Source organism: Acinetobacter sp. CIP 51.11 (assembly GCF_000369665.1).
GTDB classification, from domain to species: Bacteria; Pseudomonadota; Gammaproteobacteria; order Pseudomonadales; family Moraxellaceae; genus Acinetobacter; species Acinetobacter lwoffii_S.
This window is the reverse complement of sequence record NZ_KB850129.1, coordinates 482,978-498,958: the sequence shown is the minus strand read 5'-3', so window position 1 is coordinate 498,958 and position 15,981 is coordinate 482,978. Positions and strand designations below refer to the sequence as shown.

At 41.2% G+C, this 15,981-nt stretch carries 14 protein-coding genes and 9 tRNA genes; 15 read left to right on the top strand and 8 right to left on the bottom strand.

The genetic code is table 11. The annotated features are described in order from the left end of the window. The first annotated feature begins 279 nt into the window (after window positions 1-279). The gene (locus F894_RS06170) at window positions 280-1,326 is read left to right on the top strand and encodes a hypothetical protein (protein ID WP_005246734.1); all 1,047 of its coding nucleotides are present in this window, start codon (window positions 280-282) and stop codon (window positions 1,324-1,326) included. A 101-nt stretch (window positions 1,327-1,427) separates the two neighbouring features. Here the strand turns inward: F894_RS06170 and F894_RS06165 are convergent, their stop codons facing one another. Both F894_RS06165 and F894_RS06160 read right to left on the bottom strand, forming a co-directional pair. Further along, a complete protein-coding gene (locus tag F894_RS06165; protein WP_005246733.1) occupies window positions 1,428-1,841 on the bottom strand; it encodes a DUF6176 family protein in 414 nt (137 codons plus the stop codon). Beyond that, window positions 1,831-2,703, bottom strand: coding sequence for an ATP-binding protein (locus tag F894_RS06160; RefSeq protein WP_005246732.1), 873 nt, complete (start codon window positions 2,701-2,703; stop codon window positions 1,831-1,833). Before F894_RS06160 ends, F894_RS06165 begins: the two co-directional genes overlap by 11 nt. 188 nt (window positions 2,704-2,891) lie before the next feature. Here F894_RS06160 and F894_RS06155 point away from each other — a divergent pair, with 188 nt between their 5' ends. The 11 genes from F894_RS06155 to F894_RS06105 all read left to right on the top strand — a co-directional run bounded on the left by F894_RS06155 (window position 2,892) and on the right by F894_RS06105 (window position 7,031). Beyond that, a complete protein-coding gene (locus F894_RS06155) occupies window positions 2,892-4,403 on the top strand; it encodes a DUF3336 domain-containing protein (RefSeq protein ID WP_005246731.1) in 1,512 nt (503 codons plus the stop codon). Next, window positions 4,390-5,211, top strand: a complete 822-nt coding sequence (locus tag F894_RS06150; RefSeq protein ID WP_005246730.1) for a protein kinase domain-containing protein — start codon at window positions 4,390-4,392, stop codon at window positions 5,209-5,211. Before F894_RS06155 ends, F894_RS06150 begins: the two co-directional genes overlap by 14 nt. A 107-nt stretch (window positions 5,212-5,318) precedes the next feature. Next, window positions 5,319-5,403, top strand: a tRNA-Leu gene (locus F894_RS06145). A 35-nt stretch (window positions 5,404-5,438) separates the two neighbouring features. Next, a tRNA-Trp gene (locus F894_RS06140) sits at window positions 5,439-5,512 on the top strand. A gap of 39 nt (window positions 5,513-5,551) precedes the next feature. Then, window positions 5,552-5,636: transfer RNA gene (locus tag F894_RS06135), tRNA-Leu, on the top strand. A 35-nt stretch (window positions 5,637-5,671) separates the two neighbouring features. Continuing rightward, a tRNA-Trp gene (locus F894_RS06130) sits at window positions 5,672-5,745 on the top strand. 39 nt (window positions 5,746-5,784) lie between these two features. Continuing rightward, a tRNA-Leu gene (locus F894_RS06125) sits at window positions 5,785-5,869 on the top strand. Window positions 5,870-6,247: 378 nt separating this feature from the next. Further along, window positions 6,248-6,333, top strand: a tRNA-Leu gene (locus tag F894_RS06120). Between the two features lie 380 nt (window positions 6,334-6,713). After that, window positions 6,714-6,798 (top strand) — tRNA-Leu (locus F894_RS06115). A gap of 35 nt (window positions 6,799-6,833) precedes the next feature. Next, window positions 6,834-6,907: transfer RNA gene (locus tag F894_RS06110), tRNA-Trp, on the top strand. A 39-nt stretch (window positions 6,908-6,946) separates the two neighbouring features. After that, a tRNA-Leu gene (locus F894_RS06105) sits at window positions 6,947-7,031 on the top strand. Between the two features lie 152 nt (window positions 7,032-7,183). Here F894_RS06105 and F894_RS06100 read toward each other — a convergent pair. Further along, the gene (locus tag F894_RS06100; RefSeq protein ID WP_004280022.1) at window positions 7,184-7,387 is read right to left on the bottom strand and encodes a hypothetical protein; all 204 of its coding nucleotides are present in this window, start codon (window positions 7,385-7,387) and stop codon (window positions 7,184-7,186) included. Window positions 7,388-7,820: 433 nt separating this feature from the next. Between F894_RS06100 and F894_RS06095 the strand changes: the two genes are divergently transcribed. Then, complete coding sequence (locus F894_RS06095) at window positions 7,821-8,093, top strand: hypothetical protein (protein ID WP_005246729.1); 273 nt, start codon at window positions 7,821-7,823, stop codon at window positions 8,091-8,093. Between the two features lie 240 nt (window positions 8,094-8,333). Here F894_RS06095 and F894_RS06090 read toward each other — a convergent pair whose 3' ends face one another. The 3 genes from F894_RS06090 to F894_RS06080 all read right to left on the bottom strand — a co-directional run bounded on the left by F894_RS06090 (window position 8,334) and on the right by F894_RS06080 (window position 10,675). Further along, complete coding sequence (locus tag F894_RS06090) at window positions 8,334-8,735, bottom strand: YkvA family protein (RefSeq protein WP_005246728.1); 402 nt, start codon at window positions 8,733-8,735, stop codon at window positions 8,334-8,336. 500 nt (window positions 8,736-9,235) lie between these two features. Next, window positions 9,236-9,970 carry a hydroxyacylglutathione hydrolase gene (gene gloB, locus F894_RS06085; RefSeq protein ID WP_005246727.1) on the bottom strand — a complete coding sequence of 245 codons (735 nt, stop codon included), beginning with the start codon at window positions 9,968-9,970 and terminating at the stop codon, window positions 9,236-9,238. A gap of 117 nt (window positions 9,971-10,087) precedes the next feature. After that, window positions 10,088-10,675 (bottom strand): flavin reductase family protein, encoded by a 588-nt coding sequence (locus tag F894_RS06080; RefSeq protein ID WP_005246726.1) that lies wholly within the window; start codon window positions 10,673-10,675, stop codon window positions 10,088-10,090. Between the two features lie 119 nt (window positions 10,676-10,794). Between F894_RS06080 and F894_RS06075 the strand changes: the two genes are divergently transcribed. Beyond that, entirely contained in the window at window positions 10,795-11,616 is an 822-nt protein-coding gene (locus F894_RS06075) for a PhzF family phenazine biosynthesis protein (RefSeq protein WP_005246725.1), read from the top strand. A 144-nt stretch (window positions 11,617-11,760) separates the two neighbouring features. Then, the gene (locus F894_RS06070; RefSeq protein ID WP_005246724.1) at window positions 11,761-14,532 is read left to right on the top strand and encodes a M16 family metallopeptidase; all 2,772 of its coding nucleotides are present in this window, start codon (window positions 11,761-11,763) and stop codon (window positions 14,530-14,532) included. 54 nt (window positions 14,533-14,586) lie between these two features. Here F894_RS06070 and F894_RS15055 read toward each other — a convergent pair whose 3' ends face one another. Further along, entirely contained in the window at window positions 14,587-14,853 is a 267-nt protein-coding gene (locus tag F894_RS15055; protein ID WP_155756639.1) for a hypothetical protein, read from the bottom strand. 12 nt (window positions 14,854-14,865) lie between these two features. Then, on the bottom strand, window positions 14,866-15,930 hold the full coding sequence (locus tag F894_RS06065; protein ID WP_005246723.1) for an amidohydrolase family protein: 1,065 nt from the start codon (window positions 15,928-15,930) through the stop codon (window positions 14,866-14,868). Window positions 15,931-15,981 lie beyond the last annotated feature (51 nt).

The window sequence follows — 15,981 nt, the reverse complement described above, 5'->3', positions numbered from 1 at the left end:
AATTAAATGCGCTTTAATTGTATTGAAAAGTGACTCTGCTAAGGAACAAGATTCAAATAAGCACTTCATTTCTTATGATAATTGTTGTTTGAAATATACATTAAAATTACAGAACCAAAAATTTCTTTGTTTAAAGATAAAGCGATATCGAAGGATAAAGCTGGCTGCCAAGAAAAAATATCACCGGCAGAAATAGCATTTGAGCTGTTCAGTTTCGAGAAGGCCAATCTTTAGTGATCACCAAATAAAAATGCAAAGAAATTTTAGGGAATAAATTTTATGAAAAAGCCGATTTCTATCTTTGGACTCGTTCTTGTCTCGGGTTTAATGAGTGCCTGTGGCGGTGGTGGGGGAAGTAGCTCAGACAGTCCTACAGTCACTACGCCTCCAAATGTTCCGAAGGAAAGTATTTCCCCTGAGCTTTCAGAGGAGTTTGTTCCGTTTGAAGATCAGGACATTGTAGGCAAAATTCGCGATAAAATTTCTGGAGATACCAGTAATGATACTGACTATAACGTCGCTCTAGGTCACATGATTGGTGAAGTATTTGCAGATTATCCTTATGGGCGTACTGCACGTATCATCAAAATTTATAATCTGGGCATCAATAGTATTAAATATCCAAATCTGATCTGTTCGGAAGTCAATATTACTGGTTCGGTCAAAACCTTGAAATTAAAAACAGATAAAGATAACTGTATTATTCTGGATAAAACTTACCGTAAAGGCTCAAACATTACTCAGACGGTGAATGGTGACACGACGACTTTAAGCTTTAGCAATGTCCGTTATGGTTCAAATGTAGATTTTAATCTCAAGGACGACTACCTGATTTCTGGCACAATTGTGCATCGTAAAACCAAAAATAACATGGGGCAATCCGAATCTTATCAAATCGATCAGTTGGAATTCCAGCGTATCGCCGAGACCGGTCAGGCAGGTACTTCTGGAATCGCGTTTGATACAAAGAGCAAAGAATATCTGCAGGTGCGTAATTATAATTACAGCTTGGTCGATGATTATGGCAGTGGCAGTAATGGGATTCGTACCTTAACCAGTCGTGGTACGATTATCGGTCAGCCTGATCTGGCAGATTATCGTTACAGTTTTGATTTTAATACCACGACACCATTTAAAATGGATGAAACCGTATTAAATAACTATAAGCATTTGCCAAAAGAGGGCGTGCTTAGAATTAAGGACAGCGATGATCAGGTAATTGAGGTCAAACAGAACCAGCCTGAATCATTGAAGGCTACTGTTTATTTCAATGGCAGTGAAATTGATGACCTGCTATGGTCTACCATTATCGGTGATAAACAATAATTCGAGATGTCAAAAAAGCCCTGTATTTCCAGGGCTTTTTTTATTATTGATTGGGGAGAAGTCTTTATTACAAAACTATTTTAAATAGCCGTGCTAATAAATCAGGTAGCTGTAGCATCCAATAACAATTCAGTGGGATAAACCGCTTGCCATGAAGTTTTAAACTGTTTATGCACTTGGTCAATTGGGAAAGTACTGAGTTTTGCAATATTTTGCGCTTTTTGAATATTGTCGGCGCGCATATATGCAATCAAATAGTCCTGACCATGAAGTTGCAGATAAAACCAGGACTCGACATGAACCTGTTCAGCCTTAAGCGTTTCAATTACTTCGTCTTGACGTGCTTTCAAAGTACGCTGCCAGTCATGAACTTGCTGCATGTGTAAGGGCTTAAGTTGAATGAGAACTGCGCCGACATCCATAATTTTAATTTTCTTTTGAGTATCATCATTATATAAATGATTTATATGAAAAAAGCGACCTGAATCGGTCGCTTTTAAGTTGTTAAGAGGCATTTAGTTGGGTTGAACCAATCCAGTGCTTGGAAAACTGATAGGCAGCACGTCCTGAACGTTGACCGCGTGCCTGACACCAGCGTAGGGCTTCAGCACGGGTTTCTGGCGTGAGTTCCATGCCTGCCTTTTTGAGGTAATGTTCGACAATTTCCAAATACAGGTTCTGATCCATTGGATAGAAAGACAGCCATAAACCAAAGCGGTCAGACAGTGAAATTTTTTCTTCAATCGCTTCCTGAGGATGTAATTCAGTATATTGCGGCACATCAACTCGGGTAACGGGCGTATTTTCATGCATGAATTCGGGTAATAAATGACGACGGTTACTGGTCGCATAAATCACAAAATTGCTGGAACCGGACTGTAAAGAACCATCCAGAACACTCTTTAAACTGCGATAATTTTCATCTTCGGCATTAAAGGCCAGATCATCACAGTAGACAATAAACTTCTCTGGACGCTCTGCAATGAGTTGCTGAATTTGAGGCAGATCGGATAAATCATCCCGTTCGATTTCAATTAATCGTAACCCTTGATCTGCATACTCGGTGAGTAGGGCACGAACAATGGAGGATTTACCCGTACCGCGTGAACCGGTCAGTAAGACATCATTGGCAGGTAAGCCGTTTAAAAACTGCAACGTGTTCTGGATGACTTTTTCTTTTTGTCGCTCAATCCCTTTTAAATCGGCCAGTTCCATCTGTCTAAGCTGATGAATCGGTTTGAGTTCACCCTGTTGCCACTTATAGGCATGGGCAGAAAAATCAGGAATTTGTTTCAGTTCGGGCAGACTTTGCTGAAGTTGCTGCAGAACAGTCGAAAGGGTATTTAAAATATGCTCAGGTAACTCAATTTTCGCCATGATTTAACATTACAGATTTGAAATTATGCCTAAGATAGTAGCATTGCAAAATTCACAGTCAAAGCCGGAAAAGTATGATAATTTGCTTAAAGTAGAGAATTTTCGTTATTGTAGAGGATAGAAAATTTGTACACATTTTCTGGCTCTGGGTACGAGCTGTATCAAGAATAAATATAGGGAAAAGGCAGATGCTGTTTAAAGATTTTACTCAGGATATTAATCCACATCAGGCCTATCGTATTAAAAAGCTCAAGCAGCAGCTGCAACAGGCTGAGTCCTATGAGGAATGGAAATATATTGCCCTGAAAATAGATGAAGAATCAGGTGCACAGGAATGGAAATTTGATAACAGTTCACCATACTTTGATGCAGAAGTGATTGCACATCGTCTGGGTAAATTACGACGCTATCGACAACAAAAGCGCACCCGTGACCTGATGTATATTTTGCGCGAAGGCCTGAGCTACGATATTGCCAACATTGCCCATCCTCTACTGTTTACCGAAGCCTATGTGGGCACTAAAAGAATTATTGAAGATTATGTCGAAGAAGTCAGCCAAGGCTTAGCCTATATTGCTTCAATAGACTGTACCTGTCTCAGTATGGAAGAAAAAATCGAATATTTTCAGCATTGTCAGCGCGCCTATGGCCAGCCAGCCCTGATGTTTTCCGGTGGTTCGACGCTGGGTCTGTTTCATACTGGTGTATGCAAAGCCTTAATGGAGCAGGACTTGTTGCCGAAGGTAATGTCCGGTTCAAGTGCGGGTGCCATCATGACCGCCATGTTAGGTGTATCCAAACCTTCGCAATATATTGATATTTTGAAAGGCCATAATTTCTTTCATGAGGCTTTTCATTTCCGCACCATGAGTGAATTGATGAAAGGTAATGGTGGTCTGGCGGATGTAAAATATCTAAAAAAATTTCTGGTCGAAAATCTGGGTGATCTGACCTTCGAAGAAGCACTCAAAACCTCAGGTCTGCATATCAATATTGCGGTTGCACCTTATGATGCTGGACAGGATGCACGCATTTTAAATGCCTATACTTCTCCGGATTTGCTGGTCTGGAGTGCGGTACTGGCGTCTTGTGCGGTGCCGGTTCTGTTTCCACCGGTTCGTTTGACCAGTAAGCGCTATGATGGTCAATATACGCCTTATATGGGTTCAACCCGCTGGGTGGATGGCAGCGTGCGCAGTGATTTTCCGCAGGAGAAAATGGCACGCCTGTATAATATTAATTATACCATTGCCAGTCAGACCAACCCGCATATCGTGCCATTCATGCAGGATGATATTTCACGTTTCCGTAAAGGTACTTTGAGTTGGCCACAACGAATTGTTCGCCGTCAGGGCGCGGTGATTACCAAAGGAATGATGGATTTTGCCCGAGAGCATGCCGGAAGCTTACCTCCTGTACGCCGTCTGCTGGATCATGGCTATGGTGTGGTGGATCAGCGTTATTATGGTGATGTGAATATTGTCGGTAAATATAGCCTGCGCCACTATAGCTATATGTTGCAAAATCCGCGGCCATATCTGTTTAAAATTTTACAGCGTGAAGGCGAGCGTGCCACATGGCCGAAAATTTCCCTTATTGAGACTCAGGAACGGGTCGGGAAAACTATTCAGCATTGTCTGGAGCTGCTAAATTATCAGCATACACTTAATCCAATACCTGAATACATTGCCACGACTTAATTTAGATCATCCCGATATTTCTGATTTTGAACTACGAACCAAAGCCCGTAGTCTGGGTTTTGGTCGGCGTCTTTATTATGCCAAGGGAAATGCGCTCTGGCTAAAAACCCAGATATCGCATAGATCTGATAGTTTAATATCATCTCCACATGCTGAACTAGGCTGGCAACATGAGCTGGATTTTTATCAAGCTCATGCCAGCTCAGGTGATCTAAATTTTTTCCTTCCACATCAAATTATTCAACAGCCTTTCAAGATCAATCATGAACAATTTGAGCAGGCCTTAATTCTGGTCGATGCGCCGGCGCATTTTCAGATCATGCCGTATCAGCAATCCATCACGCAAATTCGGCAACATTTGCTGCAAGCTGTGGAGCCTTTAATCTGCCTGCAAGAATTGGGTTATTTGCATGCCGATTTAAAGCAGGAACATTTTGTAAATAATCAGGGCAGGGTCTGCCTGCTTGATTTTGAGCATGTCCAAATACTCCATCAGAATGACCTGCATGAACTGAATGCGACACCGCGTTATATGGCGCCGGAACTGTTCCAAGGCCAAGCCAAGAGCCTACAAAGTGAAGTTTATGCTTTGGGTGTTATTTTTTATGAGTGGTTGAGTGGTCAGCGTTTACAGGCGACAGATTATCTGGATTGGGCCTTTTTGCATTGTCAGCGTCTGAAAGTTGAGTTACCGCAGCACTTACAGGCTTTTCAAGGCTTATTAGAAGAAATGTTAAGTAAGCAGAAGCAGCATAGATTGGCCGATTTTCAAGCTGTGAAAGACTACTTAATGACTGAAATTGAATGAGAAAAATACAATAAAACTTGAATTGTTTCTTATTTAATCAAACGAGTGTTTTTTTATGATAAACGGCTTGTCAGCTGGAAATGATCTCTATAATATACACAGCCATTGGGGACGTGGCGAAATTGGTAGACGCACTGGATTTAGGTTCCAGCGCCGCGAGGTGTGAGAGTTCGAGTCTCTCCGTCCCCACCAATCAATATTTGAGTAACTGGATATTGGGTGGAAGTAGAGGATTGGTGTAATGGTAGCATGACGGTCTCCAAAACCGTTCGTCAAGGTTCGAATCCTTGATCCTCTGCCAAAGTTTGAAAGAAATCCAACGCTAAGTTGGTACCCTGATGGGGACGTGGCGAAATTGGTAGACGCACTGGATTTAGGTTCCAGCGCCGCGAGGTGTGAGAGTTCGAGTCTCTCCGTCCCCACCAATCAATATTTGAGTAACTGGATATTGGGTGGAAGTAGAGGATTGGTGTAATGGTAGCATGACGGTCTCCAAAACCGTTCGTCAAGGTTCGAATCCTTGATCCTCTGCCAAAGTTTGAAAGAAATCCAACGCTAAGTTGGTACCCTGATGGGGACGTGGCGAAATTGGTAGACGCACTGGATTTAGGTTCCAGCGCCGCGAGGTGTGAGAGTTCGAGTCTCTCCGTCCCCACCATCATATTAAAGCAAGGCAAATGCCTTGCTTTTTTATTGCCTGAAATTTGAGGACGGTTTTTTAGTACCAGATTTTTGCTGTCATGGTTGATGAATCACAATGCATTCAGGATTTCACTTCTTAAGTGAATGATCAGGCAAGGGCGGGACCTTAGCAAATTTCATTGTATTGCTGCAATAATTCATGCGATCTCTATATTCAATAATTTAAATGTTATATGGATCAGTCTCATTGTGTCTATCAATTTTATATGTTGGTCTAAATAGAGCAGTATTTGTTCAACAGTGAATTAACTGATTAATTTTTGATATAAAAGTATTTAGCTTTCTATAGAACTACTTGTGAATCAGGTCTGATCGCTATAATATACACAGCCATGGGGATATGGCGGAATTGGTAGACGCACTGTGTTCAGGTCGCAGCGCCTTCTGGGCGTGAGAGTTCGAGTCTCTCTATCCCCACCATTATATTAAAGCAAGGCGAGTGCCTTGCTTTTTTATTGCCTGAAATTTGGCAAAGCTGTTGTTATTGATGCTGTGTTGTATTCTGATTCCATGCACTGGCTCAGACATCATTTATCAATAATAGTTTCAGTATTCTGAATGCCTATGTTGATCAAGATTAGAAATTCATTTGAGTTTTAATTTGAAATGTTGGAATTGAATCGAAATGAATAAAAATAACGAATGGGCAGCCATATCTTAAAATCAATCAAATTTTCGACATAAATTTTATAAAAAATTAAAAAATAGAACTAACTGTTTATTTTATAGCGGAATAGACTGTGATCGCTTGTAAAATCACTTGTCAATGTCGGTCTATCTCTATAATATACACAGCCATTGGGGACGTGGCGAAATTGGTAGACGCACTGGATTTAGGTTCCAGCGCCGCGAGGTGTGAGAGTTCGAGTCTCTCCGTCCCCACCAATCAATATTTGAGTAACTGGATATTGGGTGGAAGTAGAGGATTGGTGTAATGGTAGCATGACGGTCTCCAAAACCGTTCGTCAAGGTTCGAATCCTTGATCCTCTGCCAAAGTTTGAAAGAAATCCAACGCTAAGTTGGTACCCTGATGGGGACGTGGCGAAATTGGTAGACGCACTGGATTTAGGTTCCAGCGCCGCGAGGTGTGAGAGTTCGAGTCTCTCCGTCCCCACCATCATATTAAAGCAAGGCCGATGCCTTGCTTTTTTATTGCCTGAAATTTACTGAACAAAGAAAAGCCCATCGAAATGGGCTGAATAACTGGAGAATAGCGCTGTTGAATCAGTGGAAAGATTAATTTATTTTTCTGCTCTTAAATAGAAGCAATCAGGCTTTTAAATGATCTTCAAATTCCTCGCCTAGTTGTAGTGCCAGAGCATTACCTGCCAGATCACAGGTCACCAGGCCATATTCTTTCTTGAAACTGAAACTGAAACCACGATCATCCGCCAGAGTGCGTACCGAATATCCCAATTTTTCTAACCATAGTCGAAATGCAATCAAATTTTTCGCTTTAACCACTTTTTTCACGAGATCACTCCTTCATCATTGTTAAATCTTAAATAAGGGTGAAAAATTATCTTTTAAAGGGCAAATGCCTTTATTTAAATTAATTTAAATGAATTTGTGTATATAGTGAACATCGGTTGATTAAGAAAAAATCAATTTAAACGCTAAGTAAATGATTTTTATCATATTGAATAGGTTGTAACTAAATATTAAGTTTTTATAAGCTATAAATTTGGATAATTAATTTTCTAATTCAATAGCTTATTAGTGAACCAGGTTATTTTCTAATTTTATCAACCGTATGAAATAGAAAATTTCAGATCTACAATGAGAAAATTAAAATCCAATCGACTTATTTATTAAAAGAATACCGGCTGCTGGTTTTCTGATCTTTAACCTCATTTGCATGCTTTATACTGTCTGAAATGTAATTCTAAAACTGAATACTCGTACCATGACTGAACTGACCATTGAACACTATGTGAATCAGAAAATTAAATTGATGCAACAGCAGGGACTTGAGCCGGTTGCTGTGATGTTGGGACATGAAGACTGGTTGAGCTTTAGTGTTCAGTCGAAAGTGACCTATACGCCTTTTGGCAGTGCCCGTCGTTATCAGCCTGCTTTAGGTGGCTTGCTACTGGTACGTATTGATGAAATGCAGGAGGTGCGTGTCGTTACTCAAGGTGAACTGGATACTTATGCACAAAGTAACCAGATTCTTTAACATTGCTTCATGCGACAGATACGTTGTCAGTTTTAGTAAATAGAATCCAAGAAACTAGTTAATGCTATCCTACATATCATCATTCGGGATCGACATGGCCAATGTCACTTTTAAATTTGTACGACAGAACTAATGTCATGCTCTGAAAGCAGACATTTTATTTCTATTTTGGTTTACATTTTAATTTTGAATAATGCCCATTATATTAAATGGGTGCAAATGAGAGAGGGTATTTAAATCTCACTTGTCAAAAATAGACAGTATAGACAGTGAATCGTTCATGAAGTACATGGTTAAATATCCCAATACTACAAGCCATATCAGGATAATAATTCCTGCTGCCCAACAGTTTATAGGCCTTTCAACTAAGGTTTCTGCAAGAATTCTACAATCATCTATAATGTTTTGTGGGGTAAGCTTGATAACTAATAAAATACCTAAAGGTACAATAATAATATCGTCTAAATACCCCAGTACGGGAATAAAATCTGGAATTAAATCAATTGGTGAGAAGGCATAGGCAGCAATAATTAAAGCTAAAAGCTTTACAGAATTGGGCGTTCGCTTGTCTTTTGCAATAAGCCAAACAACCAAGATGTCTTTTTTGATTGATTTAGCCCATTGTTTGATTCTTTGATACATAGCAAATATTAAAAGAACTATAGAGATTTAATCATAAGAGAGTTTTCTTAAAACAATATAGATTTTTATTATCCTATTACGACTTTCTAAAATTAACATAATACACGTTATCCGAAATTCTATTTTTTATTATATATAAATCATATCTTTATAGTTTTTTTAAATCCCAATTCTGATGTATTGGGCTTTTTAAATAATTTATTAGGTTCCATGTTGATTATTTAAGCAATGTTCCGTGAATTTATTTAATTTTAATAAACATCATCCTATTTTTTGTGAGTCATTATTTCATATGTTAGAACTGAAATTGGTTCCTAAAAAATAGGGGACGTGGTTGATTATAAGAAAGGAAAAATGGCACAGAAAGACATTTTTTAGATGGAGGTTCAACTTACTCCGACTTGTGTAAAAGTTGTACGTGCCTTTCAATGACATTCTATGCATCGCAAATGAAAAAAAAGTGAGTCGGCTGAAGATTGATCTTCAGCTTTGAATCCCGTTTAAAACTGATCTTTGAGAGTTCTTAAGCGCTGGAATTCTTCCACGCTTTCTGCACGTAGAAAAGGATTGGTTTGCAATTCATCTTCAATACTACTTGGCAGCGTGCACTGGCCTACCATACGCAAACGCTCAATCTGCTCGAAGCGTTCCAGAATCGCTGGATTGTCTGGTTCGACATGCTTGGCAAACTGGGCATTCGATAAGGTGTATTCATGGGTGCAATAGACTTGGGTGCGCGGTGGCAAGGCGGCCAGACGGGACAGAGAATGATACATCTGTGAATAGGTGCCTTCAAAAACCCGGCCACAGCCCATGGCAAATAAGGTATCACCGCAGAAAAGCACATCAATAGCATCAATAAAATACACAATATGGCCGAGGGTATGCCCGGGTACAGCAATCACCTGGATATCTATTCCATGAAAATTAAACTGTTCTTCATGCTCAAGCGGATGGGTGATAAACGGAATTTTGCTTAGTTCTGCCCGTGGGCCATACATAGGCAGATTTTTTCCTTGGATTAACCCCGGCACACCGCCAATATGATCTTTATGCCAGTGAGTCAGCCAGATTTGACTTACAGTTAAACCGTGTTCGGCACAATAGTCTTGTACCAATTCTGCTTCGGTTGGATCAATCACAGCCACCTGATGCGACGCGGTATGTTCAAGCAACCAGATATAATTTTGCAGTGAATTCTGGACATCAATACAGTGAATTTTAAAAGGTATCATAACGCATCAGACCAAATGAGGATTATGGATAAAGTAGCATAATTTCGGATGCTCTGGGGCTTGTCGATATCATCTGATCATCCGCGATTACTTTCATTTATTCCAAATTTGAAAAATTTATAATTCCGGATCATCAATGCTCACCGCATTGCCGATGGTGTAAAAATGCCCGCCGGCTACATGATGAATACTTTTCCACTCTTCAGCCACTTCATGATAATGCCAGTGGCCGTCGCGGAAGACCCGATCATCGGCATAGGCTGCAATCACCTTGCCTATAAACAGGTCATGCATTTGCTGGTTATGCGGCTCAGGAATCAGCTCGCAGAGTATCCAGGCCGCACAGCCTTGTACTACAGGAATATCAGCATCAGGAAAATGAAATAGTTCTACTCCGGATTGTACCAGTTTGTCCGGCACATCATGCAGGCTCTGCGTACCCAGACGATAGACCATATTCAGTTGTTTCAATGTTGGAATTTGCAGCGCGAAATAACCTGAATTTTCAATAATATTTCGGGTTTTGGTGCTTTTATCCAGAACCACAGTCACTTTTGCGGGGCTGAATTCCAATGCGCATGCCCAGGCTGCTGCCATAACATCTGTATCCTGCTGATCTTGAGCAGATACCAGTACAGTAGGGCCATGGGTAATCAGACGATAAGCTTTTTCTAAGGGAACGCTTTGAATATGGGAGTTTGTCATGCAGCACCATTTGCTCTATTTATTTACTAGGCCAGATTAATGAGATCATTAACATATTCAAGTTCATTCTTGCAAAAAAGCTTTTAAACTAGAGATCGTTATATTCAGGAATTCAAAAAATGAAAATGTACCAGGTCGATGCGTTTACCACGGAACTGTTTAAAGGCAATCCTGCAGCCGTGATTGTGCTGGATGAATGGCTCGAAGATGGTCTGATGCAAAATATCGCCTTGGAAAATAATCTGTCCGAAACGGCTTTTGTTAAAGTCATCGATAGCGATAATTATGCCATCCGCTGGTTTACGCCAACCAAGGAAGTGGATTTTTGTGGTCATGCGACATTGGCCAGCAGCTTTGTACTATTCAATCAGTTTGATACGGGGAAAACGATTCATTTTCATGTAAAAGACTTAGGCATTTTTGTAGCCAATCAGGATGCGGATGGCAAGATCAGAATGAACTTTCCAATCCGTCGTGCAGAGCCAGTTGCTGAATATCCTGAAGCTTTAAGACAGGCCTTGAGCAAACCGTTTAAACAGGTTTATCTGAATGTACAGGGCTATATTGTTGAATACGAATCGGTACAGGATGTGCTGGATGAAACGCCTGATTTTGAATTGTTGAAACAGTTGAATGGTAAGCGTACTGCGATTACTGCTCAGAATACCTATTTAGATGTCGCAATTACTTCACAAGATACGCAATACGACTGTATTTCACGTTATTTTGCACCGAGTAATGGCATCAATGAAGATCCGGTAACCGGTTCGATTCACACCGGAATTGCGCCGCTGTGGGCCGAGAAACTCGGTAAAAATGAACTGGTCGCTTATCAGGCATCAGCACGTGGTGGGGTGCTGTATTGTGCTTTGCAAGATCAGGATCGAATTGAAATTTCCGGTTATGGAAAGTTATATATGCAGGCTGAAATTTATCTATAATTTTTATAATTACATAGATATACATGTCGTCAGGCGAGGCGGCATGTTATTTTGATGGTTCGGCTTGGAATAGATTATTCAGAAAAAGAATCATTCTCTAAGATGGGCGCGAATAAAAATTTATATTTATAATTTGGATGAAGAATGTTGCTACGTTATAAAAATTTAAGTCTGGCGATTGTATTGTCTGGCTGTAGTGTACTAAGTTTTGCACAGCCTGTTTTGGTGAAAACGGAACAGAATATTGAAGAATACCGACTGGATAATGGACTGCGCATTATCTTGGCACCAAATGATAAAGAAAATAAAGTTTTTATGAATACGGTCTATCTGACCGGTTCCCTGAATGATCCTCAGGGCAAGGGCGGACTGGCCCATCTGCTGGAACATTTGGCCTTTAAAGGCACAGAAAATGTCAAAGGGGATGAATTCCAGCGTCGACTGGATCAATATACCTTGATGACTAATGCCAGTACCGACTATTACTCGACCAAATATACCAATGTGATCCGTCCTGAAAAAACTGCGCTGAGTGAAGTCATTTTTCTCGAAGCCGAACGCATGGACAAGCTGGTGCTTCAGGAAAAATATGTACCGACTGAAATTGATATTGTAAAACGCGAGCGTGAAATTCGTCTGGATCAGCCATTTTCAGTATTGATCGATCAGGTGTTTAAATCTGCTTATGGCAATCAGTATTTAGGCCGTTTGCCGATTGGTGACCTAAATGAGCTGCAATCAATCAATATGCAGGAACTACACCGTTTTTACCGTCAATGGTATGCACCGAATAATGCCTTTGTGGTCATTTCGGGCAAATTTGATAAGGCCGAAGTCTTAAAACAGCTGGATACGCATTTCAGTCCGATTCAATCCCGAAATGTACCAGCGCAAGTGAAAGTCCCAGCGCTTAAACCAGAGCAAATCAAACAGCGTGAATTTACAGTAAAGAAAGGCAGTGATCTGGCCAAGTTTAATCTTTATTTGAATCAATCCGAAGAAAGCATTAAAACGGCTTTGGCTGTTTCGCCAACGCTCTATACTTTGCAGCCAAGTGGACATCTCTATCAGAATATGGTGGAAACTGGGAAGTCAACAGCGGTGCAATCCAGTACCTGGCTGGATAAAGACTTTAATCTGGTGTTTATGGGAGCAATCTATGCTCCGAATCATCAGGCACAGGATATTGAAAAGGGGCTGATCCAAGGCGTAGAAAAGAGCCAGCCATTTACCGAAGCAGAATTAAACCGGGCTAAAAATCTGACCCGAAATCAGGCCGACAATATTAAAAATAGTGCGACTGCTTTAGGTTCACGTTTAAGTGATTATGCAGTGGCGTATTCGGGTGACTGGAGCCAGTATTTTAAAGATCTGAGCGCGATTCAAAACCTGAATGTGAATCAGGTCAATCAGGTCTATAAGAATTTTTTAAAACCTGAATACCGTATTTCTGGCAATATTTTACCTACCCCGGAAGATCAGAAAAAAGCGCAGGAACTGGCACAAACAGAAGCACCGGCAAAAACTCTGGATCAACAGACTGAAGCAGAAGAGCCACTGAAAGATGTCAGTGTTTATCAGGCTGAAGTGAAGCAATATGTCCAGGAATCCAAACAGTATTTGTACAGTAAAGACAAACAGATTCAGCGTGGCAAGTTGAAAAATGGCATTAAATACGCGTTGTTTCCGACGACTACCCGCGATGACAAGGTTTATGCCACAATTTCACTGGATTTTGGTACTGCACAAAGCCTGATGAATAAAGGCGAGATTCTGGATCTGACCGCTTATTTAATGTTGCGCTCATCGAAAACTCAAAGCTTGCAGCAGATTGCCGATAAAATTATTGAAGTAGGTGGTTCGGCAACTGCCGGTGCATCCGGCAATGGCCTGACCTTGCAGATCAGCGCCAAAAAAGAAAAGTTTGAGGAGTTTTTCCAGTATGTGGTTGATGTGCTGAAAACGCCGGCATTTGAGCAAAGTCAGTTTGATTTAATCAAGGGGCAGACTTTATCCAGTCTGGATCGTCCTTATACTGAACCAGATACCGTGTCGAGCTTGACGATGGCTCGAACGATCGAGATTTATCAGCCTGGCGATCTGCGTTTTCATTTCGAGCCGGAATTGGCCAAAAAACAGTATCAGAAAGCGACTCGCGAACAGGTTATGGCACTGTATCAGCAGTTTTTAAAAACCCAGCATGCGCAAATAGCGGTTACGGGCGAATTTAATCCGAAATCGATGCAAAAAACGCTGAAAAACAGTTTCTCAGACTGGAAAGCTACACAGCCTTATGAGCGTCTGAAATCGGAATATCGAAGCTATCCAGCCCAGAAAATTCATGCGTTGTCTGAGCAGCGTGAATTCGGGAGTTATGAGGCATTCATGAGCATGCCGGTCGGCGCAGATCATGCCGATGCACCTGCATTACAGGTATTTCGATATATTCTGGGTGATTCACAGTTATCGTCACGACTGGCACAAGAGCTACGCGAGAAAAATGCACTAGTCTATGGTTTTAGTGCAGATGTGCAACTCGATGAATGGGCAGATGTGGGCGCCATGATGATTAGTGCCAATTATACGGCTGGAAAATCCGCACAGGTTTCTCAGGCAGTGCATAAGGTACTCAATGAACTGCTGACACGTGGCGTGACTGAACAGGAAGTCGAAGCGGCAAAAGCCAGTATCTTGAAACAGCGTTTAACTGCACTCGAAGATGATCGCCGTATTCACACTATGTTGATTCCACAGCTGGAAAAAGACCGTAATCTGGTTTACCGGGAAAAACGTGATCAGGCGATTGCTCAACTGAGCAAAGCCGATATTGATGCCATGATCAAAAAATACATCAAGCCGGACCAGCTGGTGGAAGTGATGGCTGATCAGTACGGTAAGCAAGTGAAAACATCATAGTGTTGATAAAAAATCCCCTCAAGTGAGGGGATTTTTTTATTTTAGTTTTATGCTTTAGGTTGCTCTATGGCTAAAAACAATCCCTCCAGTTAAGCTTGCAAGGATAGATAGGAGCAGACTCCAAACAGATACAATAAGAAGGAAAATCAATATTCCACAGCCAATCAAAGTTGAAACGAAAGCAATATCTTGATCAAAAGGATGATGGATCGCCACTTGATAATAATAAGACGTTATCCAGCTTGAAATAATAGTGAGTAAAATACAAAGTCCTTTGCCTGAAGGCGTATTTAGACTGGAATCTGTTATCCAACTTAGCATGTCCTCATCTACTCAAAGTCGATAAAAACGTTTAGCATTTTCATAAAAAATCGGCTTTAACGCATTTTCATTGTAGTCCTGCACAATATCGCTAAAGGCATCAATAATGTTGGTGAGTGAGCTACTGACACTGTCCATTGGAAAGTTGGATGCAAACATCACGCGCCCAGAACCAAAACAGTCTAAAGTATGCTGGATCACGGGTGCGGCACGTTCCACTAATTCCTGTTTACTTGCCAGCCGTTTCTGCGTGTGAAAATCATGTCCCAAGACTGGCATAAACAGACCAGACATTTTGGTCGATACATTTTTGCATTCGGCCAGTTCTGCCAACTGATCTTTCCAGTCTGCAAATATCTGGGTGCGATCTTGTTCGGTCTTGCCTGTAGCTTTGCTCACTTTGCCAAATAAACCTGCGGGCGTACCCAGATGATCCAGCACAATAGGGGTGTTTGGAAAGGCTTTGGCCAGAGCAGTAACATCCGCAATCTGGGTAGAGTACACCCAGGCATCAAAGCTTAAATCTTGCCTGGCCAGTTCTTCAAAGCCCTTCAGGAAATCTGTGTTGCGATAGAGATGCGGTTCATCGGTCCAGGCATGAATCCCTTTATCTGGATGTACTGCAGCCATTTTACGGATGCCCCGAAACTTGGGAGAAGCTTCGCGATGCAATTGAATCAACTGTTTAAAATTTTTCTGCCGCGGATCCGCCGTGGCGACAATTCCACCCAATTGGATAGTGTGCTGATCAAAAGGAAGCCCAGCGATAAAACGGGTTTCATTTACCACACCCGTACCTTTATGGTCATGCCAGCTGGCTTCAACATGCACAATCTGCTCTATTTCATAATGTCCTGCATCTTTCTTGTAATTTGCAGGCAGATAAAGTGCAGTCAGGTGCTGTGTCAGGCCAATGGTCTCAATGACGTCTCTGGGTTTCAACAGTCGAACCATTCTGTCTAGTAATTTGGGATGATTGCCGAACAGCTTTACCGCTAGCGCTGCCGCATGTGGGGTATTGTACGGATCCCATTGGTGGATATGAGGGTCAATGATCGGGAAGGGAAGTTGCTGCATGCTATGCCTTGTTTTCGTTTATTTATTATTCAATTTATATAGTGCTTAAAT

Excerpts from the sequence above, each read along its gene's own strand:
- F894_RS06170 (WP_005246734.1), top strand. The coding sequence starts at position 280 with ATGAAAAAGCCGATTTCTATCTTTGGACTCGTTCTTGTCTCGGGTTTA.
- F894_RS06165 (WP_005246733.1), bottom strand. The coding sequence starts at position 1,841 with ATGCCTCTTAACAACTTAAAAGCGACCGATTCAGGTCGCTTTTTTCAT.
- F894_RS06160 (WP_005246732.1), bottom strand. The coding sequence starts at position 2,703 with ATGGCGAAAATTGAGTTACCTGAGCATATTTTAAATACCCTTTCGACT.
- F894_RS06155 (WP_005246731.1), top strand. The coding sequence starts at position 2,892 with ATGCTGTTTAAAGATTTTACTCAGGATATTAATCCACATCAGGCCTAT.
- F894_RS06095 (WP_005246729.1), top strand. The coding sequence starts at position 7,821 with ATGACTGAACTGACCATTGAACACTATGTGAATCAGAAAATTAAATTG.
- F894_RS06090 (WP_005246728.1), bottom strand. The coding sequence starts at position 8,735 with ATGTATCAAAGAATCAAACAATGGGCTAAATCAATCAAAAAAGACATC.
- gloB (WP_005246727.1), bottom strand. The coding sequence starts at position 9,970 with ATGATACCTTTTAAAATTCACTGTATTGATGTCCAGAATTCACTGCAA.
- F894_RS06080 (WP_005246726.1), bottom strand. The coding sequence starts at position 10,675 with ATGACAAACTCCCATATTCAAAGCGTTCCCTTAGAAAAAGCTTATCGT.
- F894_RS06075 (WP_005246725.1), top strand. The coding sequence starts at position 10,795 with ATGAAAATGTACCAGGTCGATGCGTTTACCACGGAACTGTTTAAAGGC.
- F894_RS06070 (WP_005246724.1), top strand. The coding sequence starts at position 11,761 with ATGTTGCTACGTTATAAAAATTTAAGTCTGGCGATTGTATTGTCTGGC.
- F894_RS15055 (WP_155756639.1), bottom strand. The coding sequence starts at position 14,853 with ATGCTAAGTTGGATAACAGATTCCAGTCTAAATACGCCTTCAGGCAAA.
- F894_RS06065 (WP_005246723.1), bottom strand. The coding sequence starts at position 15,930 with ATGCAGCAACTTCCCTTCCCGATCATTGACCCTCATATCCACCAATGG.